At 70.8% G+C, this 20,179-nt stretch carries 16 protein-coding genes; 8 read left to right on the forward strand and 8 right to left on the reverse strand.

Going from position 1 to position 20,179, the window contains the following annotated elements; genetic code table 11:
- Window positions 1-149 precede the first annotated feature (149 nt).
- Window positions 150-3,713 (reverse strand): hypothetical protein, encoded by a 3,564-nt coding sequence (locus D7Y15_RS24510; RefSeq protein ID WP_121754109.1) that lies wholly within the window; start codon window positions 3,711-3,713, stop codon window positions 150-152.
- A gap of 219 nt (window positions 3,714-3,932) precedes the next feature.
- Between D7Y15_RS24510 and D7Y15_RS24515 the strand changes: the two genes are divergently transcribed.
- On the forward strand, window positions 3,933-4,496 hold the full coding sequence (locus tag D7Y15_RS24515) for a hypothetical protein (RefSeq protein ID WP_121754110.1): 564 nt from the start codon (window positions 3,933-3,935) through the stop codon (window positions 4,494-4,496).
- A 114-nt stretch (window positions 4,497-4,610) separates the two neighbouring features.
- Here D7Y15_RS24515 and D7Y15_RS24520 read toward each other — a convergent pair whose 3' ends face one another.
- Window positions 4,611-6,722 (reverse strand): chloride channel protein, encoded by a 2,112-nt coding sequence (locus tag D7Y15_RS24520; protein WP_233605074.1) that lies wholly within the window; start codon window positions 6,720-6,722, stop codon window positions 4,611-4,613.
- Between the two features lie 177 nt (window positions 6,723-6,899).
- On the opposite strand from D7Y15_RS24520, the gene D7Y15_RS24525 reads away from it, so the two are divergent.
- Window positions 6,900-7,340, forward strand: a complete 441-nt coding sequence (locus D7Y15_RS24525; RefSeq protein WP_120577592.1) for a peroxiredoxin — start codon at window positions 6,900-6,902, stop codon at window positions 7,338-7,340.
- A 15-nt stretch (window positions 7,341-7,355) separates the two neighbouring features.
- Here the strand turns inward: D7Y15_RS24525 and D7Y15_RS24530 are convergent, their stop codons facing one another.
- The 3 genes from D7Y15_RS24530 to D7Y15_RS24540 form a co-directional block, all read right to left on the reverse strand.
- Window positions 7,356-8,138, reverse strand: a complete 783-nt coding sequence (locus tag D7Y15_RS24530) for an NrsF family protein (RefSeq protein WP_121754111.1) — start codon at window positions 8,136-8,138, stop codon at window positions 7,356-7,358.
- On the reverse strand, window positions 8,135-8,707 hold the full coding sequence (locus D7Y15_RS24535; protein WP_167548695.1) for an RNA polymerase sigma factor: 573 nt from the start codon (window positions 8,705-8,707) through the stop codon (window positions 8,135-8,137). The genes D7Y15_RS24530 and D7Y15_RS24535 overlap by 4 nt, the downstream gene beginning before the upstream one ends.
- A gap of 114 nt (window positions 8,708-8,821) precedes the next feature.
- Window positions 8,822-10,249: a site-2 protease family protein gene (locus D7Y15_RS24540; RefSeq protein WP_120577594.1), complete on the reverse strand. Its 1,428-nt coding sequence runs from the start codon at window positions 10,247-10,249 to the stop codon at window positions 8,822-8,824.
- A 96-nt stretch (window positions 10,250-10,345) separates the two neighbouring features.
- Here D7Y15_RS24540 and dusB point away from each other — a divergent pair, with 96 nt between their 5' ends.
- Window positions 10,346-11,359, forward strand: coding sequence for a tRNA dihydrouridine synthase DusB (dusB, locus tag D7Y15_RS24545; RefSeq protein ID WP_121754112.1), 1,014 nt, complete (start codon window positions 10,346-10,348; stop codon window positions 11,357-11,359).
- Here dusB and D7Y15_RS24550 read toward each other — a convergent pair.
- Window positions 11,338-12,645, reverse strand: coding sequence for a glycoside hydrolase family 1 protein (locus tag D7Y15_RS24550; RefSeq protein ID WP_120577596.1), 1,308 nt, complete (start codon window positions 12,643-12,645; stop codon window positions 11,338-11,340). The genes dusB and D7Y15_RS24550 overlap by 22 nt on opposite strands.
- A gap of 347 nt (window positions 12,646-12,992) precedes the next feature.
- Here D7Y15_RS24550 and D7Y15_RS24555 point away from each other — a divergent pair, with 347 nt between their 5' ends.
- The 4 genes from D7Y15_RS24555 to pyk all read left to right on the forward strand — a co-directional run bounded on the left by D7Y15_RS24555 (window position 12,993) and on the right by pyk (window position 17,284).
- Window positions 12,993-13,199 carry an excinuclease ABC subunit A gene (locus tag D7Y15_RS24555; protein ID WP_120577597.1) on the forward strand — a complete coding sequence of 69 codons (207 nt, stop codon included), beginning with the start codon at window positions 12,993-12,995 and terminating at the stop codon, window positions 13,197-13,199.
- A 126-nt stretch (window positions 13,200-13,325) separates the two neighbouring features.
- Complete coding sequence (locus D7Y15_RS24560) at window positions 13,326-14,786, forward strand: NFACT RNA binding domain-containing protein (protein ID WP_121754113.1); 1,461 nt, start codon at window positions 13,326-13,328, stop codon at window positions 14,784-14,786.
- Window positions 14,787-14,938: 152 nt separating this feature from the next.
- The gene (locus D7Y15_RS24565; protein ID WP_120577607.1) at window positions 14,939-15,754 is read left to right on the forward strand and encodes a hypothetical protein; all 816 of its coding nucleotides are present in this window, start codon (window positions 14,939-14,941) and stop codon (window positions 15,752-15,754) included.
- A 99-nt stretch (window positions 15,755-15,853) separates the two neighbouring features.
- Window positions 15,854-17,284, forward strand: coding sequence for a pyruvate kinase (gene pyk / locus D7Y15_RS24570; protein WP_120577599.1), 1,431 nt, complete (start codon window positions 15,854-15,856; stop codon window positions 17,282-17,284).
- Window positions 17,285-17,293: 9 nt separating this feature from the next.
- Here the strand turns inward: pyk and D7Y15_RS24575 are convergent, their stop codons facing one another.
- Window positions 17,294-18,802 (reverse strand): HD family phosphohydrolase, encoded by a 1,509-nt coding sequence (locus D7Y15_RS24575; RefSeq protein WP_121754114.1) that lies wholly within the window; start codon window positions 18,800-18,802, stop codon window positions 17,294-17,296.
- A 173-nt stretch (window positions 18,803-18,975) separates the two neighbouring features.
- On the opposite strand from D7Y15_RS24575, the gene rpe reads away from it, so the two are divergent.
- Complete coding sequence (gene rpe, locus D7Y15_RS24580) at window positions 18,976-19,635, forward strand: ribulose-phosphate 3-epimerase (protein ID WP_120577601.1); 660 nt, start codon at window positions 18,976-18,978, stop codon at window positions 19,633-19,635.
- A 1-nt stretch (window position 19,636) separates the two neighbouring features.
- Here rpe and D7Y15_RS24585 read toward each other — a convergent pair whose 3' ends face one another.
- The gene (locus tag D7Y15_RS24585; RefSeq protein WP_120577602.1) at window positions 19,637-20,035 is read right to left on the reverse strand and encodes a two-component system response regulator; all 399 of its coding nucleotides are present in this window, start codon (window positions 20,033-20,035) and stop codon (window positions 19,637-19,639) included.
- Window positions 20,036-20,179: the final 144 nt, after the last annotated feature.

Consider the following 20,179-nt stretch of genomic DNA (forward strand, 5'->3'; position numbering starts at 1 on the left):
ACGTGCCGCCCTGCCGGCGGCGCAGCGCACAAACCTGTCCGACAGTCGGACAAGTTCTGGAGCACCGCGACCCGAGGGCCCCCGCACCCGCGAGGCCGCGGAAGCCTGTCCGACAGTCGGACAGGTCTTGGAACACCGCGCCCGGGGGCCTACTTCTCTTCCGAGGCCTCGACCATCTCCCGGGGCGGGAACACGAACTGCGCGGCGCCGGCCACGAGCGGTGCTGCATCGCGCTGGAACGCGGTGAGTTTCTCCAGCCGCTCCTCCGTCCATCCGCGCCCATCCCCCGCGTCGCGCACCAGGCAGTGCAGGGCCAGCCGCCGCGCCTCCGGACTGGAGCTCCGAGCCAGGCGCCGGCCGACGTCGTCCATCGTCTCCACCGGCAGGTTCGACACCGCCACCTGGGCCGCCATCAGCGCGTCCGCGTGGAGCCAGCCCTCCTGGCCCATCGCGTCCAGGTGGATCGCGAACGCCGGAGGGCCCAGGGCTACCGCCGCGCAGCGCACGCGAAGCGTTGCCAGGCACGGGTCCTTCGTGAGCGGCCCTCCCGTCACCAGTCCATACACAGCCTGCAGAGGCACAGGCCGCATCCGGTCGCGGGGCTGGAGCAGGGCATCCATCGCCACGCTCAGCGCGCGCCGGTCCCGCACCACCGCCTCCATCATCCGCTCGAACAGCGTCACATCGCGCTCGTCGGCCCGGTACACCATCGCGCCCATCGCCGCGCGCACCTCGTCGTCATAGGGCGAAGCCAGCCGCGCGCCACAAGCAGAGAGGAACACGCGCTCCCGGTCCTTCACGGACAGCCAGGCCGCGCGGCGCAGCAGGTCGATGCGCGCATCCGGCTCCGGCCGCGCCAGCACCTTCGCGAGCAGCCCGGACAGCCGCGCATCCAGCGCCTCCGTCAGCCGGTCCGCCGGGATGTCCCCCACGCGCGACGCCATGATGGCGTCCTCGCCGGTGACGGCGCGCTCGAACACCACCCACGTGGGCTCGCGGTCCAGGTGGTCCCACAGCGCGCGCAGGAGCGCGATGCGCACGTCGCGGTGCAGCGGCTTCGCGTCCAGCTCCAGCAGCCGCTCGTAGCCCGCGTCCGAGCGCAGCTCGCCCAACAGGCGCACCACCTCCTTGGCCACCGTGACCTTGGTCAGCGGCACCTCCGCCAGCAGCGACAGCACCCGCGTGACGGGCATGCCGTTGAACGCACGGCGCAGGCCGTAGATGGCGATGCGCGCGCGCGAGTCCTCCAGCGCCCCCAGCAGCGTAGGCACGCCCTGGCCCTGGTCGCACCGCGCCATCACCCGCAGGGCCCGCTCCTGCACCGCGGGCCGCTTGTCGTTCGCCAGCGCCAGGAGCGCGTCCATGGGCGCCCAGTCCAGCGCCGCCATCCGCGTCACCGCCGCCAGCACCGAAGGCGTGTCCCGCTCCATGTCCGCGCACAGCCTCTCGAGCGCGCGCGAATACGCCCGGTTCTGCTCCACCGTCCACCGGAAGAACCCCGAGTCGAACGGCAAGATCCAATGCGTCGCCCCCGTGGCGAACTGGCCGGTGATGACCGGCGCGTTCAGGTACGGCCCCAGCAGGTCCTGCCGCCTCCGGTGCAGGAACTCGCGCACCACGGGGATAGCGATGGCGCTCTCGTCCCGCTTGAGCAGCGCGGGCAGCATCCGGTCGAAGTCCTTCACCGCCCGGTAGCGCAGCACCCACAGCGCGTTCCCGGACGGCTTGCCCAGCCGCAGCGCCACCCGCTCCAGTTCCTCCACCAGCTCCCGATGCAGCGGAAGCCCGGGCTTCTCCGCCCCCGCCAGCGCCACCACCTCGTCGTCCCAGCCCCGGTCCCGCCAGCGCCGCAAGGTGGCCGCGAGGGTCGACTCGAAGCGCGGCCGGTCCTCCCGCGACAGCCACGCGGTCAGCGCCAGCGCCAGCCGGTTGTCGGGCCCCGTGTCGCGCACGGAGACGAGCCAGTCCGACAGGCCGGGCACCAGCGCCGCGCGCTTGCCCAGGCTCGCCGCGAGCTGGAGCAGGGGACCGCCGCGCTCGCGCTCCGCCCAGCTCTTCGCCAGCGCCAGCAGGTACGGCGCGGCCCGGCGCACCTCGTCGTCCGTCAACCGGTGACCCAGGCCTCCGTCCAGGATGCGCCCGCGCTCCTTGAGGAAGGTGCCCAGCCACTGCGCGGCCCACGCCGGGTCCGCGCTGAAGGCCCGCACCAGCAGCCGCTCCGCCGACTGGGCCGTCCCCATGGACAGGTCCGCCGCGTCCAGCGCGTCGCGCAGCATCCGCCCCAGGGCCTCCGTGTGCTCGGCGCGCCACATCCGGCGGGGCCACTCGACCAGCGCCTGGAGCATCACCCCGCGCACCGGGTCCTGTTCGTTCTTCCGGGCCAGCACCATCGCCAGCGCGGGGGCGACCCACGCGGGCTCGTCCGGGCGCAGGCCGGGCAGCGCCAGCAGCGCGCTCAGCGCCACTCCGCGCATCGCCGCGTCCGGGTGCCCCAGCGTGCCCCGGAGCGCGCCCAGCGCTTCATCCCAGGGCAGGAAGCGCGCATAGGAGAACCGCGCCTCGGCGCGCGTGCCCAGCGCCACCACCTCGTCCAGGTGCCGACGCGCCTCGCGCTCACGCAGCTCCACCGGCAGGTGCCGCACGTACTCCGGCGCGATGACGCCATCCCGCGTGCGAGCGCCCACGGTCCAGCGCGCGTAGACGCCCTCGCGCAGGGCCGGGTCCACGATGCGCGCGATGAGCGGCGTACCCCACGCGGGGGCCCGCTCCACGGACGCGGCCCAGGCCTCGGTGAGCGTCGCGTGCAGCGGCTCCGGCAGCTCCTTCAGCACGTCCTCCGCGCGGCCCAGCAGCGTCGGGTCGCGCTGGACAATCCAGGTCAGGGACTCGGCGTCCAGCGACGCCAGGGACTTCGCGAACAGCAGGTGCGGGAGGAACGCCGGGGAACGTTTGCGCAGGAGCGCCACCATGCGCACGGGGCGATGCTTCACCAGCGTCCGCACGGCGTGCTCGTCCGGCGGGATGCCCCGCTCCAGCAGCAGCGCCAGCAGCGTCTCCGCCACGTCGGGCGTCCGCTCCGCCAGCCACGCCATGCCCCACCCCAGGTGCTGCCGGGTGACGGGGTCGGGCTCGCCCGATACTGCATTCAGCCGCTCCAGCAGCACCTGTCCCAGCACGGACGGCGCATGCCGCGCCAGCCGCGCCCAGAGCCGGTAGCTGGGCCGCTCCAGGGCCCGCGCCACATGCCGGCGCAGGGCCGCCTCGGACGCCAGCGGCACCGTGTCCGCGAAGGTGACGTGCTCGCCCCGCTCCGCCAGCCCGTCCAGGAATGCGTCGATGACGGCGTGCCGCTTGCGCTTGCGCAGTTGGTGGATGACGGCCTGCTCGCGGCGCATCCCGTGCGCCATGCGCAGTGCCTCCAGCGCCTGGGCATCGTCACAGGCCAGTGACACCAGCTCGAACGCCAGCGCGCGCACGCGGAAGGACTCGTCCGACGTGGCCTTCAGCACCGCCTCGCCGTCGCGGCGCGTGAACTGGGCCGCCAGGGCCAGCCGCCGCTCGAAGGCGTCCCCCCGAGCCAGCGCGTCCAGCAGCGCCTGCGCCTCCGGGTCTGTCCGGGCCTTGCGCCCCAGGGCCACCATGTGGCGCACCCGGGCATCATGGAAGGTGGAGGACAGCTCTGCGCGCAGGGTGGACAGGGCGGGTTCGGACATGGCGCCCAAGGATGCCTGCTCCCCTGGTTTCCTGACAGACCCGCCCGGGTCGCGGCCTTCCTTCTCCTTGGTCAGACAACTCCGTCAAGAATCGAATTGGGGGTTTTGAGGGTTTGGGATTGCCATTCCAATGAATGGCATGTTAGCCCGTCGTTCGCCCTCGCCGGAAAGCCAGACCATGGCCTGGGAGGGCCTACCCCAGACAATGGAGCGCCTCACATGCCGCGCCACGGAGTGAAGTACCTGGCCGTTTCTGCCCTGGTGGGCGCCTCGTTGCTGGCCGCTGTGTCCGCTTCCGCCGAGGAGCCGGGGGACTTCGACTCGCAGCGGATGGCCCAGGAGTTCGTGGCCAGCCAGGGGCAGCCCCTCCCGGTTCCGTCGCGTGACCTGTCCGGTTCGAAGAGGCTCCTGTACGTCACCGAGACCTTCCACATCGTCAACGGCACCGGCTCGACTCTCTATAAGAACGGGACTGCCCTGAGCGGACACGTCCTCGTGCAACAGCCCGCGACAATCGGGGGCGAGGGCTTTGCCCAGACGGAGGTTCCGCCCGCGATGAACTGGAGTCAGGGCTTCTCCTATACGACGAACCCGGCGGACCCGTGGGGCGCGGCCAAGGCGTGCGTCTTCTCGGTCTTCGTCACCTACTCGGGCGGCGTCTGTTCGGCGTCTGTCGTCACCTATCCCAAGGGGAACCAGGGCGTGGTGTGCACCTACTCTCCGCCGTCGTCTGGCATCGACCCCGTGACGTGCGAGCTTGAGCTGACATTGGGGATTGATTAGCCGTCCGCGACACGTTGGGGGGCGCTCGCACGGCGGGAGTGGGATGCGCTCCCGTCGTGGGTGTCTGCCCTGGCGGCAATCCCCGGAGCCGGCCGGCCCGCCGGTCTCCGATGCTCAGTGCGCCGCCTCGGAGGGGGTGACGGGGTAGTTCCCCGTCGAGTGCTCGCGCGCGTGCTGCGCGAAGAGGAAGCGCCGGACGGCGGCGCGGGTGAGGAGTCCGCACGGGGCCAGTCCCAGCACGGGCGCCACCGGCAACGCGTCCACGTCCTCCTGGTCCATCACCTGGAGCGCATGCGCCAGGTCCGAGTCCGGCGCCAGCGCGGGCAGCTTGCGCGCCAGGTCACTGGCCACGAGCAGCGGGTACATGGATTCGTCGCGCCACACCTCGCGCAGCTGCTCCACCTGCACCGTGCCGTAGAGGTTTCCCTCGGTGTCCAGCACCGGCAGCGTGCCGGCCTCGGACGTGAGCAGCTGGTCCGTCAGCGCGCGCAGCGGCGTGCCCGCGGTCACCGCCGGCACCTCCGTCATCAGGGCCCGCACGTGCGTGGCCGCCAGCAGGTCCTCGTCGCTCTGCACCTTGGGCGCCGTGCGCTCCGTGAGGAAGTGGCACACCGCGGACGCGATGGTGCACGTCACCATCAGCGGCAGGATGATTTCGTGGCTGCCGCTCAGCTCGTACAGCATCATCATGCCGGTGAGCGGACCGCGCGTGAGCGCCGCCACCGCGCCGCCCATGCCCACGATGGCGTACGCGCCGCTGGGCCCGGTGGCGTGCGGGAAGAAGTAGTGCACCAGCGTGCCGAACGCGCCGCCCGCCATGGCGCCGATGAGGGCCGCGGGGAAGAACGTACCGCCGGAGCCTCCCGAGCCGATGGTGAGCGACGTGGCCACGAGCTTCAGCACGCACGCCGTCACCAGGAAGAGGAAGGGCAGCTGACCCGCCGCCGCCAGGTTGATGTAGTCGTGCCCGCTGCCCCACACCGTGGGGCTCAGGAACACGAGCACGCCCGTGCACAGGCCGCCCAGCGCGGCGCGCACCGGCAGCGGCTTCTTCCCCAGCCACGGAGACAGCTTCCCGCCCATGCGGCCTTGGAAGAAGTGCTCCACGCCGTGCAGCAGCTTCACGAACGCGAACGCGAGCAGCCCGCATCCGATGCCCAGCGCCGCGTAGGCGAAGACCTCCGAGCCGCTGACCAGCTCGTAGTTCACCCGGTTGATCATGGGCGCCTCGTCCAGCACGCCGCGGCTCACCAGCGTGCCCGCCACGCTCGCCAGGATGATGGGGGAGAACACCCGCAGCTCGAACTCGCGCAGGATGATCTCCATCGCGAACACCGCGCCCGCGATGGGGGCGTTGAAGGACGCGGAGATGCCCGCGCCCGCGCCGCACGCCAGCAGGATGGACAGCTCCCTGCGGCTGAAGCCCAGCACGCGCCCCACGCTGGACGCGAACGCCGCGCCTCCGTAGACGATGGGGCCCTCGCGGCCCGCGGAGCCGCCGCTGCCAATGGTGATGGCGGACGCGATGAGCTTGAGCAGTCCTCGGTCCGCCGGCACCACGTTGGCGCCGCTCTTCACCGCGCGCACCACCTCCGGAAGTCCGTGTCCGTGCGTCTCCGGCCGGTCGCGCAAGAGCCGCCCCACCGCCAGGCCGCCCACCGTGGGCGCGAGCAGCATCAGCCACCACGGCAGGTGTGGCAGCGCCGCGGGCAGGTTGTGCGCGTGGCCGAACACGGCGTTCACGGCCGCCAGGCCCACCAGCGGGTAGTAGAGCGACAGCGCGCCCAGCGTCAGCAGCGCGAGCAGGCGCAGGCGGCGCTTCACTTCATCGCGCGGACCGCCGGGGTCAATCACCCGCGCCAGCAAGAGCGCGCCCAGCGCCAGCGGTACGCCCACCAGCGCGTACTCCAGGTGCCAGCGCGCGGAGGAGAGCGACTCCATCAACGTGCGCAGCCGCTGCGGCTTCAGCGTCGCCGTCAGCTCCGCGGCGCTGAACGTGATGCCGCTCATCACGCCAATGAGGTTGGAGAAGATGCCCGCGGCCAGTCCGCTGTAGAGCCCGACCACCGCGCCCGCGATGGGCAACACCGAGGGGGTCGGCAGGCGGATGCGGTTGGACGCGCCCAGCAGGAAATAGATGAGGCGTGAGAGGTTCTGTCGCGCCCAGAGGGTGAGCGCGGCCATCCGCTGCGAATAGGCAGGCGGAGGTTCGTCGGAGGTGTTCATTTGGTGCACCTACTAAACGGAGGAGGCCGGTGGGTTTCAAGCCTCTTGATGACGCCCGTGTTCCGGCGCCGTCCGCCTGCACTCCACTCCACACATCGCCCGAGCGGTGCCCGGCTCCCTGCCCCCGGAGCGTGTTACGACGCCCCCGGTTTCCACCCCATGAAGGAGGCATCGCACATGCTCAAGCAGGGAGACGTGGCCCCGGAGTTCACCGTGCAGGACTCGACGGGGAAGACGCACCGGCTGTCGGACTACCGAGGCAAGAACGTGGTGCTCTGGTTCTACCCGAAGGCGGACACCCCGGGATGCACCGCGGAGGGCTGCTCCTTCCGCGATCACAAGACCCAGTACGAGGCGAAGGGCACCGCCATCCTGGGCATCAGCTTCGACACGCCGGAGGAGAACCAGGCCTTCGCCCAGAAGTTCGGCTTCAACTTCCCGCTCCTGTGCGACGTGGATCGCAAGGTGGGGCTGGCCTACGGGGCCGCGGATGACGCCTCGGCCCCCAACGCGCGCCGGGTGGGCGTCGTCATCGGGCCGGACGGCCGCATCAAGGAGTGGCACGCCAAGGTGGACGCGCGAGCCTTCCCCCAGGAAGCGCTGTCGCGGCTCCAGTAGGACTCCAAGCTCCTCTCAAGGCGCGAACGAGCGGGACGGCAGGCGCGAGCGGATGAACACCGCCACGCCCGCCAGCACGAACCACGGCAGCACGTGGCCCAGCATCAGGTGGCCCGCGCTGCCGTCCGGGCAGTGCACGTGAAGTATCAGCAGACTCACACCCGCGGAGGACAGGCCCGCCGCCAGCGCCCGCACGGGCTGGAAGGCGGAGCGGCACAGCAGGACGAGCGCCAGGGCCAGCGGCACCACGGACAGCACCACCTCCGCGCCCATGCACCCCAGGGTGCCCGCGAGGAACGGCCGCACCTGGACGCCCGAGCGTCCGCTCAGCTGCGCCAGCGCCACGACGAGCGCGCCCACGGCCACGAGCGTGAAGGGCCAGGCGCGCTGCCTCGGAGCCAGGGCCACCATCGCGCCGCCGCCCACGCCCACGACGATGAGCAGCGCCACGAGCGCCACCGCCAGCGGCGACGCGGAGTTGAGCATCATCCCGTGCCGGCCCACCCAGAGCAGCCCCACCGCGCCCACGCCCAGATAGGCGGCGAGCAGCACCGCCACCTCCTTCCACCACGGCGTGGGCTTGGGGTGCGCCGCCAGCTCCGTCAGCGACTGGCGCCGCGTCTGTTCGAGCCTCGCATCATTAATAAGGACAGGGGGCGGAGCGGAGGCGGGGGGCGCCAGCACCTGGAAGCCCTCCATCAGGGCCCGGCAGTCCGCGCACCCGGCCGCGTGCGAAGCCAGGTCCGGAGGCAACGGGCCGTCCAGTTGGTCGAGGACGCGTTCGCACTCGGGCGTCATCGTGAAGTCTCCTGCTGAAGAGGGGCGAGCAGCTCGCGCAGGCGCGCGTAGCCCCGGTGGGCGCGGACCTTCACCGCGCTCTCGGTGAGGCCCAGGGCCTCGGCGATTTCGGCGAAGCCCATGCCCTCGAAGCGGTGCATGAGGATGGGCAGCCGCTGGCCTTCGGGAAGCTGCGCCAGGGCGCGTTGCACCGCGCGCTCCAGACCCGCGTCGCGAGGCTCCGGCGTGTCCGCCACCGCGGTGAGGGGCAGCTCGCCCTCCGGCGTGAGGTCCTCCGGGCGGCGGTGGCGGCGCGCATGGTCGCGCGCGGCGTTGGTGGCGATGGCGTACAGCCAGGGCCGGACGCGGGCCCCGGCCTGATAGCGGCCCCGCGCGCGCACCAGGGACAGGAAGGTGAGCTGGGCCAGGTCCTCGGCGGTGGCGGGGCTGCCGGTGAGGCGCGCCAGGTAGCCCTGGACGGGGCGCGCGTAGCGCTGGAAGAGCGCGTCGAACGCCTGCGCGTCCCCCTGGCAGAACCGCTCCATCAACACCTCGTCCGAGTCGCCGGAAGCTCCCGGAGATGCCGGCATGTCTCCGGTACGCACGGGCTCGGCACCAGGTTTCACGGGAGGGGACGGAGGGCTCACGGGACGGGCGCGGACTTTAGGGCCCGGAAGGCGCCGAGCGGGAGAAAGTCGCCCCCGTCAAGACGAGGCGGCCGGCCGCAGCCGGGCCAGCCACTCCTCGAAGGCGGGGTGGCCGTGCAGGTGCGCCAGGTCCTCATCGGAGGAGGCGTAGGCCGCGTCCTTGAAGCCCAGGCCTTCCGCCCGCTGAAGCAGCCGCACCGCGTCCGCCACGTTGCCCGCGCGCGCGAAGGCGCAGGCCGCGTCGTACGCGATGCCCGGGTCCGGTACGTGCTTCAGCGCCGCCTCGCCCACCGCCGCGGCCTCCGAATAGGCGCCCCGGATGAACAGCGCCCGCTCCGCGCACCGGAACGCGGCCGCCGGGTCCACGCCAGGCAGCCGCAGCGCCTCGTTCACCTGGCCCAGGCGGATGAGCGCGCCCGCGTACTCGTGCATCACGGTGCGGTCCTGCGACTCGCCCCACGCCTGCTTCCAGTAGCCCACCGCCCGAGCGTCATCCCCCACCAGGGAGAACGCCGCCGCCACCGCGTGCATCTCCACCGGCTGGCCCTGCACCTGGGAGAAGTGGTCCAGCGCGGGCCGCCCGTGGCCCTGCTTCAGCGCCACCCAGCCCAGCAGGTAGTGGGTCCGGCTGGTGAGCCCCGGGGACAGGCCCTCCGTCTCCAGCACCCGGTTGCCCTGCCGCCACGCGTCGTCCAGCCGGTCCTCGCGCAGCGCCTGCTGCGCCTCGCGCAGGGCCTGGGCGTTGGGGCCCTCCTCCTCCTTCGCCTCGTTGCGCACGCGCATCACGTCCGTCAGCACGCGGAACGCCTGGAAGCCGAACATGGCGAAGAGGACGCCCATGAACAGGGCCCCGCTCTTGATGCTCAGCAGCACCAGGCCCACGCACAGGCCCAGCGCCAGCACGTGCGACACGATGAAGCCCCGCCGCCCGAACATCCGCGTCGCCAGCGCCGTGCTGATGTGCCCGCCATCCAGGGGCGGCACCGGCAGCAGGTTCAGCACCGCCCACACCATGTTGGCGAAGAAGAAGTTGCTCAGGAAGAAGTCCGCCACCTCCGAGCGGCCCCGCACCTGCATCAGCACCGCCCAGCACAGGACGCCCAGCGCCAGCCCCGCCAGCGGGCCCGCGAAGCTGCTCACCACGTCCTTGTGCCAGGGCAGGGGCGCGTCCGTGTTGGGCCGCGTCACGCCGCCCATGAACACCAGGTCCACGCTCGGCTGGTATCCAAAGAAGCGGAAGGCCACCGCGTGCCCCAGCTCATGGACGAGCACGGACACGAAGACGATGAACATCCACGCCAGCACGTAGGTCACCACCGCGCCCATGTGCCCAGGCGACGCGGCGTCGGCCAGCTGGTCCCCCAGCCACCCGGCACCCGAGTGCCGGCCCGGCAGGGGCAGGGACTGGTAGGCGAACACCGCGGAGAAGAGCAGGTGACTCGTGTGGACGTGGACGGGGACGCTCCCGAGCCGAAAACGGAACATGGAGGGGGACCTTAATCGTTGGGCCCCACTCGCGCAGGGCCGTTCTCATGGCCCGCGCGCTTCTGTTCCCCTCCGGGTTATAGGGTGTCTTCCGCCATGCTGAAGCTGGGTCCCTACACGCTCCCCAACCCCTACATCCTCGCGCCCATGGCCGGCGTGAGCGAGCGCCCCTTCCGCGTCATCGCCTTCCGGCTGGGCGCGGCCCTCTGCCCCACGGAGCTGGTCAGCGCGCAGGGCCTGATGCGCCAGAACCAGCGCACGCTCAAGTACCTGCGCTACGACCCGGCCGTGGAGAAGCCCTACTCGCTCCAGATTTTCGGAGGCGAGCCGGAGGCCATGGCCCAGGCCGCGCAGGTGGGCAAGGCAGCGGGCGCGCAGGTCATCGACATCAACATGGGCTGCCCGGTGAAGAAGGTGGTGCGCAACGGCGCCGGCAGCGGCCTCTTGTGCGACGTGCCCCGCGCCGCCGACATCGTCCGCGCCATCCGTGAAGCCACCGGCCTGCCCGTCACCTGTAAAATCCGCTCGGGCTGGGACGCGCGCACGCTCAACTATCTGAAGGTGGCGGAGGCGCTGCAGGAGGCGGGGTGCGCGGGGCTCGCCCTGCACCCTCGCACGCGCGAGCAGGGCTACTCGGGGCAGGCGAACTGGGCCCACATCGCGGACCTGAAGCGCCACTTCCCGGAGCTGCCCATCATGGGCAACGGGGACGTGAAGACGGTGGCGGACGCCCACCGCATGCTGGACAGCACCGGCTGCGACTTCGTGATGATTGGCCGGGGCGCCCTGGGCAACCCGTGGCTCTTCCGCGAACTTTCGGGCGGCCCGCCCGCCACGCCGGAGGAGCGCTGTGAGCTGGTGCTGGAGCACGTCCGGGCCCACGCGGAGTTCGTCGGGGAGCCCTTGAGCGCGGTGCGCTCCTTCCGCCGGCACCTGGCCTGGTACGCCCACGGCCTCAAGGGCGCGGCGCACTTCCGCTCGGAGGTGAACGGGCTGGACTCGCCGGAGGCGGTGGAGGACAGCGTGCGCCGCTTCTTCGCGGGCGCGGACACGGACCCCACGGCACCTCTGGAGGAGCCGGAGGTGGACTACCGCGCGGCGCTGGGCTGAGCCGTGGGCGGCACCAGCACGCGCCCGGTGGCCACGGCGCGGAAGTAGTCGCAGGCCGGGGTGGGGCGGCGCTCCAGCGTGTCGAAGTCGACGTGGTAGAGGCCGAAGCGCGGGCCCCAGCCCTCCAACCACTCGAAGTTGTCCAGCAGGCTCCAATAAAGGTAGCCCTGCACGTCCACGCCGGCCTCGCGCGCGGCCAACACCTGGCGCAGGTGCGCGTGGAGGTACTCCGGCCGCACCGTCCCCTTGCGGTCGTCGATGCCGTTCTCCGTGACCCACACCGGCTTGCCGTAGCGCTTCACCTCCTGAAGGAGCTGGAGGAAGCCCTCGGGCCGCTGCTCCCACCCGATGTCGGTGAGCCCGCGCCCGTCCGGGTCGCGGTACTTGAAGTCGATGAAGGGCGGGCGCGGCATGAAGCGCAGGTGCGCGCGCGTGTAGTAGTTGACGCCCACGAACTCCACGGAGTCGCGCGCCCCCTCGATGCGCACGTCCGTGGACGCCACGCCCGGCATGAACACGCGCAGGTGGCCGGACGACAGGGCCTCGTGGAACGCGTGGTTGTAGGCCGGGGCCGCCAGCCTCACCAGCGAGCGGTCCAGGGGATGCCACCAGCGGTCCGGCGCGAACGCGAGCATGTTCTGGGAGATGCCCAGCTCCACCCGGCCCAGGTGCTGGCCCAGCTCTTCCCGAGCGATGACGTGCGCGCGCACCATGTTCCCGAGCGCGGCCATCGTCTTCGCCCCGTCCGCGATGCCCGGCGGCATCAGGCCCTGAAGGTAGCCGCCCAACAAGAGGACCATCGGTTCGTTGAAGGAGATGACGAGCGCGTCCAGCCCCTCCAGCAGGGGCGCGCACCGGCGCACGTACTGGCGGAAGGCCTCCAGGCTCTCCGGAAGGTGCCAGGGCGTGGACGCGTGGAACCACGTGGGGTGGGTGAAGTGATGGAGCGTCACCACCGGCCGCAGGCCCATCGCGCGCAGCTTCAAGAGCCGCTCGCGGTAGCCCTCCAGCACCGCGCCATCGAACCGGCCGCGCTCGGGCTCGATTCGCGCCCACTCCAGCGACAGCCGGAACGCCGTGGCCCCCACCGCCTTCGCCAGGGCGTAGTCCTCCGCGTAGCGGCGCCAGTGGTCCACCGCGATGCCGCATCTCGCATGGGGCTCCTTCAACTTCCCCAGCCGCTCCCACTCGGCCCAGTCGTTCTCGATGCCGCCCTCCACCTGGTACGCGGAAGTGGCGACGCCGAAGGTGAAGGACGAGGGGAAGGTCAGCGCGGCGGAGCTCATTCGGGCGCGCACCGTAGGCCGCCGCCTCCACGACGGGAAGCGATGCGATGCGCGCGCGCCGGATGCACGGCAGCGGACATCCAGCGCCGGAGCGCGGACCCTCGAAGTGCGTCCGGAGCCGGAAATTCGGCCTCGCGCGCGACGCGTCGGACCCCCGAAATGACCGCCACGAACGGTTCGAAGCGCCCGGAGGCCAAAAATCGGCCTCGCCGCGCACTGCAATACATCACCATGCGTTGACACACTGGCATGTCGCCCGTACCATTCATTTCAAGCACTCACGTTCAGTTCGAAGTGGGTGCAGGGCTCGCGTCCTCGCGGGCCTCAACACTGAACGGAGGATTCCGATGGCCGCGAAGAAGAAGACCGCGAAGAAGGCCGCGACGAAGAAGACCGCGACGAAGAAGACCGCCCGCAAGGCCCCTGCCGCCAAGCGCGGTACGGCCAAGAAGGCCGTCGCGAAGAAGCCGGCCGCCAAGAAGGCCGCCAAGAAGAAGACCGCTTCCCGCCGGAAGGCCGCGACCCCCGCGGCCCCGTCGACCCCGGAAGCCTGAAGTAGCGGTGTCATTTCGGGCGTCCGTTGACGTCCGGTGAACGGCTCGGCGAAACCCGCCGGGCCGTTTTTCTTTTGCGGGCCAGGGGTTTACGTCTCCTCGTGTGTCCGCCCGGGAGGGGCCCCCATGTCGCTGCGTCCGGTGGAGTTCGGTGAGGTCGTGGCGGAGGCCGCGGCCCGGCTGGTGGGCGCGGTGGCCCAGAAGGCGTGGTGCCCGCTTCCCCGCCTGGCCTACGTGGAGCTGCGCGTCCCGGGCAGATCGGTCGTGCTGTGCCTCTGCGCCGAAGGCGAGCTGTCGCGCCTGTCCGTCGCGGAGGACCGCTTCCCCACGCCAGGCGAGCCCGCTCCCTTCCAGCGTTGGCTGCGCCAGGAGCTCACCGGCTTCAAGCTCCAGGCCGCGCGCTACCTGGAGGAGAGCCGCGCCATCATCCTGGAGTTCGATCGCGAAGGCGTGCGCCGCCGGCTGGTGATGGAGGTGGGCGCGCCCGGGGGACTGCTGCTCCTCAGCGACAACAACCGGGTGCTGATGCTCTCCGGCGAAGGCTTCGGCCCCAGGCGCAACCTCTATCCCGGAGCGCAGTGGTCGCCACCGGAGCCCGTGTCCGCGGAGGCGCTGGCGAAGGGCCGCGCGCAGCCTTCACGCCTGGAGCCGAAGGAAGACGACACGCTGCCCAGGCTGCAGGCCGCCGAGCGGGTGCTCGGACAGAAGGACCGCACCAGCCGCGCGGACACCATCCGCCGCCGGCTCGCGCAGCCGTACCGGGCGAGGCTGAAGCGCTCCTCGCGCACATTGGAGAAGGTGCGCGCGGAGGCCCAGCGCGGCCCGGAGGCGGAGAAGCACCGCGAAGTGGGCGAGCTGCTCGCGCAGAACCTGCACCGGCTCAAGCGCGGCGCGTCCCAGGTGACGCTCACCTCCTATACGGAGGCGGGCGTGGAGGAGATCCAGGTGAAGCTGGACCCGAAGCGCACCCCGAAGGAGGAGGCGGACTGGCACTTCCACCAGTACCGGCGCCTGCTGCGCGGCGTGGAGCAGGCCCGCCACCGCGAGGCGGAGCTCGCGCGAGAGGTCGCCCACGCGCAGACGGCGCTCAGCCAGATTGAAGCCATGGATGACGCCGCGCTGCTCGCGCAGGTGGAAGTGCTCCAGGTGACCCAGGGGGAAGAGGGTCCGAAGGGAGGCCTCCCCTTCAAGGAGTACGTGGGCCATGGCGGCGCGCGCATCTGGGTGGGGCGCGGCGCGGAGGACAACGACCAGCTCACCTTCAAGGTGGCCCGTCCGTGGCACCTCTGGCTGCACGCGCGGGGATTGCCGGGCAGTCACGTGGTGGTGCCGGTGGAGAAGAACGCGGAGGTGGCGCAGGAGGTGCTCCTGGACGCGGCGCACCTCGCGCTGCACCACTCGGGGGCCAAGGGCGAACCTCGCGGCGAGGTGAGCTACATGCCGGTGAAGTTCGTGCGCAAGCTGAAGGGCGCTGCCCCCGGGCAGGTGACGTATGCCCGGGAGAAGACCTTCGTGGTGCGCATGGAGCCGGAGCGGCTGGAGCGGCTGCTCAAGTCGCGCCATGGCGACCCGGGCAGCCTGTCCTGAAGGACAATGCCTCTGGGACGAATTCAACCCGGGGTGTCACGCGCGGCGTGTGGGCCCGGTCGACAGGCGGACGGGCATCCATCCCCTGGCCTTGAGGTTCGGGAAGTGCCGGGTACGATGCCCCCCGCGTGACGCCCGAAGCCTTCCGCCAGATGTCCCTGTTCCCCCGTGGCTCGTCCGCGGAACGCGCCGCCGCTTCCGCGCAGCGCGTGCCGGAAGGTCCCGCGCCGCTGCCGCCGCGCAACCGCGTCGTGGAGGAAGCGCCGCGCGTCCTCACCGCGTCGCGTGAGGAGCTCTGGTCGCGCGCGGAGTCGCTCGCGTGGCGGTTGAGCGCGAACCTGGGCATGCCGGTGCGCCTGGCCGTGACGGACAACCGCTCCACCATGGTGTCCTTCCGCCGCGGCTCGCAGGTGCTCCAGCTGCGGCTGCACCACATGTTCCTGGACGCGCCCGAAGTCATCGTGCGCGCGGTGGCGGACTACGCGGGCCGGGGGCACCGCGCCGCGGGCGCCCTCCTGGACGAGTACATCCGGGGCCAGCAGCCGCTCATCCGCCAGCTGCGCCGGGAATCCGACGCGGAGCTGAACCCGCTCGGCCGCTGCTTCGACCTGCGCGCGCTCTACAATGGCGTCAACGAGGCCTACTTCCAGAACGCCATCCAGGCCCGCATCGGCTGGGGCCGCATGCCGCCGCGCCGCCGCCGCAAGTCCATCCGCCTGGGCGTCTACGACCACCAGACGCGCGAAATCCGCATCCACCCCGCGCTGGACAAGCCGGACGTGCCCGCCTTCTTCGTGGAGTTCATCGTCTTCCACGAGATGCTCCACCAGCTGTTCCCCAGCAGCAATCGCACCGGGCGCCGCGTGCACCACCCGCGCGCCTTCCGCGAGCGCGAGCGCACGTACCCGCACTACGCCGCCGCGCTGCGTTGGGAGCGAGAGAACCTGGGCACGCTGCTGCGCGGTTGAGCGCACGCCGAGCGGCCTGGACATTTACTGGTTTACCTGCTCGGTCGCGCTCCGTGACTCCTTGACCGAAACGCGCTGGGGCCGGATGTTCGGCCTCATATGCGACGAGCAAAGATTGTCTGCACCCTCGGTCCCGCCAGTCAGACCCCGGAGATGTTGGAAGCGCTGCTGGAGGCCGGCATGGACGTGGCCCGGCTCAACTTCTCCCACGGCAGCCACGAGCAGCATCAGGCGAACATCGACATGCTGCGCGCGGCCTCGCTGAAGGTGCGCAAGGCGGTGGGCATCCTGGGCGACCTGCAGGGCCCCAAGATTCGCACCGGCCGCTTCGTCACCGGCAGCACGGAGCTGAAGCACGGCGCCACCTTCCACATCACCACCGACGAGACGGTGAAGGGCACGGACGAAATCGTGTCCACCACGTACCCGCACCTGGCGGCGGACGTGAACCCGGGCGACCGCATCCTCCTGGATGACGGCCTCCTGGAGCTGCGCGTCGTGGAGACGGACAAGAAGCAGCTCATCAAGACGGAAGTGATTCACGGCGGCATCCTGAAGAACAACAAGGGCATCAACCTGCCCGGCGTGGCGGTGCGCGCGGACGCGCTCACGCCCAAGGACCGCGAGGACCTCATCTTCGGCCTCAAGGCGGGCGTGGACTACATCGCGCTGTCCTTCGTGCGTCAGCCGTCCGACCTGGACTCCGCGCGCCAGGCCATGGCGGAGGTGGGCCGCACGGTGCCCATCATCTCCAAGCTGGAGAAGCCGGAGGCCATCGCGCGCCTGGACGCCATCCTCGACAAGACGGACGGCGTGATGGTGGCCCGAGGCGACCTGGGCGTGGAGATTCCCCCGGAAGAAGTGCCCGCCGTCCAGAAGGACATCATCCGGCGCTCCAACCTGCGCGGCCTGCCCGTCATCGTGGCCACGCAGATGCTCAACTCGATGATCGACAACCCGCGTCCCACGCGCGCGGAGGCCAGCGACGTGGCCAACGCCGTGTACGACGGCGCGGACGCGCTGATGCTCTCGGGTGAGACGGCGAGCGGCAAGTTCCCCCTGGACTCCGTGCAGATGATGGAGCGCATCATCCTGGCGGCGGAATCCTCCTCCCGCGCGCAGCTCCTGCCGCGCCAGATTGAGGCCCCGCTGGGCCTGCCGCTGCACTTCCCGGACGTCATCGCGCGCGTGGCGTGCGAGGCGGCCAAGGCCAGCGGCGCCACGCTCATCGCGGCCTTCACGCTGTCCGGCGTGACGGCGCGGCTGCTCGCGCACTACCGGCCCACGGTGCCGATTGTCGCGTTCAGCCCGAACCAGGAGGTGCGCCGCCGCCTGTCGCTGCTCTGGGGTGTGGTGCCGCGCGTGCTGGAGCCCATCCAGGAGACGGAGACCATGCTCCGCCGCGTGGAGGAGGAGCTGGTGTCGCGGGGCCTCGCTCGCAGGGGCGACCGCATCGTGGTGGTGTTCGGCGCGCCGGTGGGCCAGCCGGGGAAGATCAACAGCCTCCGGCTGCACACCATCAGCGCCTGATGCAGGGCCCTACGCCGGGCTCTTCTTGAGAGCCCGGCGGGGAATCTCCGCCTCGACGAAGATGGTGAAGAGGTCCTTGTCGAGCTGTCCGGACCCCGCCTCCTTCTTGAGGATGTCCAACGCGAGCGTGTGAGGCACGGCCTTCTTGTAGGGCCGGTCGCTCGCGGTGAGCGCGTCGTAGATGTCGCAGATGGACATCATCCGGGACTGCACCGGAATCTCCGGGACGGCGCGGGGGTAGCCCGTGCCGTCCAGCTTCTCATGGTGCGCGTAGGCAATCTCCGGCACGCGGCGCAGCGCGCGAGTCCACGGAATCTGCGACAGGAAGCGGTACGTGTGGTCGACGTGGCTCTCGATTTCGCGGCGCTCCTCCGGGGAGAGGGTGCCGCGGGTGATGGAGAGGGATTGGATTTCATGGGGCAGCAGCAGCGGCTTCCCATGGTCATGCGCGTCGGTGAACGTGAGCTTGCCCAGCTCCAGCAGCCGCTCGAAGTTGCCCTGCGCGAGCACCGTGGGCTTGTTGCAGGTGAGCAGGAAGCCCATCACCTCATCCAGCTGGGCCAGCTCCTGGCCGAGCCGCGCGTCCTCCTCCTGATGGATGGAGGGCAGGGCGGACAGGCCGCGGACCTCCACGGAGGCAAGCCGGCGACGGGAGCTCTGCAGCTGCAAATCCTTGCGAGCCAGTTGGAAGCGGGCGCTGAGCGCCTCCAGCTCATGCGGATACAGCTTCTCCGCCTTGACGAGCACGTTCTCGCGCACGCCCACCTTGCCGAAGTCGTGCAGCAGCGACGCGTACCGCAGCTCCTGCAGCTCCACGGCGGTGAAGCGCGTCTGGGCATAGGGGCCGGTGGCGCGGTGCTCCAGCGCCTGGGCCAGGGACACGGTGAGGTCCGCGACGCGGCCGGAGTGGCCCGCGGTGGAGGGGTCGCGCGCTTCGATGGCGACGACGGACGCGGAGACGAAGCCCTCGAAGAGGCGGTTGATTTCCTCATGGAGGAGGGCGTTCTCGATCGCGCCGGCGGCCTGGGCGCCCAGGGCGAGCAGCAGCTCCTCGTCCTCCTCGTCGAACACCTGCCCGCCGCGCTTGTTGAGGGCCTGGATGACGCCCGTCACCTCTCCATTGGCGTCGCGCATGGGGACGCAGAGGATGGTGTGGGTGCGGTAGCCGCTGGAGATGTCGAAGCTGCTGTTGAAGCGGGCGTCGGCGTAGGCGTCGGGGATGTTGATGACGGCGCCGGTATGGGCGACCTGGCCGGCGATGCCGCTGCCCATGGGGAGACGGATTTCGTTCTTGGAGCCCTGGGCCACCTTGCTCCAGAGCTCCTCGCGCTCGCGGTCCAGGATGAAGAGCGAGCAGCGGTCCGACTCCACGACCTTGGTGGCCTCATAGAGGATGAGGGGCAGCAGCAGGTCGAGGTCGCGCTCGGCGCTCATCGCCTTGGCGACATCCAGGATGGACGTCAGCTTCGCGAGCCGGCGGGAAAGGTTGGGGGAGGCGGGCACGGACTGGGGAAGCACCGGGGCGGGCTCCGTGGGATGCGGCGGATGGCCGCGGGCTCGCCAGGTTGTAGCACGCAGGATGTGTTGGCCGCCCGGCCCCCCCACCTGCCAGGTCCACCTGTGTCCGCAAGCACCCTGTCCTGCCGGGCGACGGTACCAGGGGCCACCGGAAGCGGTTATGAAGCGCCGCCATGACCCGCCCTGTCCGCATCTCTCCGTCGCTGCTCTCCTGTGATTTCAGCCGCCTGGGTGAAGAGGTCCGCGCCATCGAGGCCGCCGGCGCGGATTGGATTCACGTGGATGTCATGGATGGCAGGTTTGTGCCCAACCTCACGTTGGGTCCGGTCATCGTGGAGGCCATCAAGCGGGTGGCGACGAAGCCGCTGGACGTGCACCTGATGATTGTGGAGCCGGAGAAGTACGTGGAGGCGTTCGTGAAGGCGGGCGCGGACGTGCTGACGGTGCACCAGGAGGCGAGCCCGCATCTGCACCGCACGCTGCAATCCATCCGTCAGGCGGGAGCGAAGCCGGCGGTGGTGTTGAACCCGGGCACGTCGCTGTCCGCGATTGAAGAGGTGCTGGGGGACGTGGACATGGTGCTCTTGATGAGCGTGAACCCGGGGTTCGGCGGGCAGTCGTTCATCGAGTCCACGGTGGACAAGGTCCGCCGGCTGCGCGCGATGTTGGACGCGCGGGGGCTGAAGGACGTGGACATCGAGGTGGACGGCGGCATCAACGCGCAGACGGCGAAGCGCGTGGTGGACGCGGGGGCGACGGTGCTGGTGGCGGGCAGCTACGTGTTTGGCGCGAAGGACTACGCGCAGGCCATCCGTTCGCTGCGCCCGTCGTGAGTCAGGCGGCTTCGGGCGAAGCGGGAGGGCGCACGGCGGCGGCGGCCATGCGGGCGATGCGGGTCATGAAGGTGGGGTCGCACGGCTTCACTTCGTAGTCGTCGGCGCCCAGCTCGAAGCACACGTGGCGGGTGAATTGATCCTCCACGCCGCTGAGCATGATGACCTTGCAGTCGCGGGTGACGGGGTCCTTCTTCAGCTGCGCGAGCAGGTCCCGTCCGTCCTGGTGCTGATTGATGTCCAGGATGATGACCGCGGGCCGGTGTTTGCGGGCCAGCTCCAGCACATGTTCGGAGGTGGTGTCTGACACGCAGACGAGGCCGGAGCGCTTGGCCTCCCGGGCGAGTGCGGACACGACAAGGGGCTCATCATCCGAGATGAGGACAGTGGGAGCAGTCATGGTCCTCTGTGGGGGAACAGGGGCGGATCAACGTGCAACATCTTGGAAGTACAGGAAGGCCCGGATCTTGTGAAGAGGGTGAACATTGTCCCGTCCTGAAGGGTAGGTAGGACAACAGTCGGGGGAGCGAGGGGGTTGGTGCTG

Origin of the sequence: Corallococcus sp. AB030 (assembly GCF_003668965.1) — a bacterium.
GTDB lineage: Bacteria > Myxococcota > Myxococcia > Myxococcales > Myxococcaceae > Corallococcus > Corallococcus exiguus.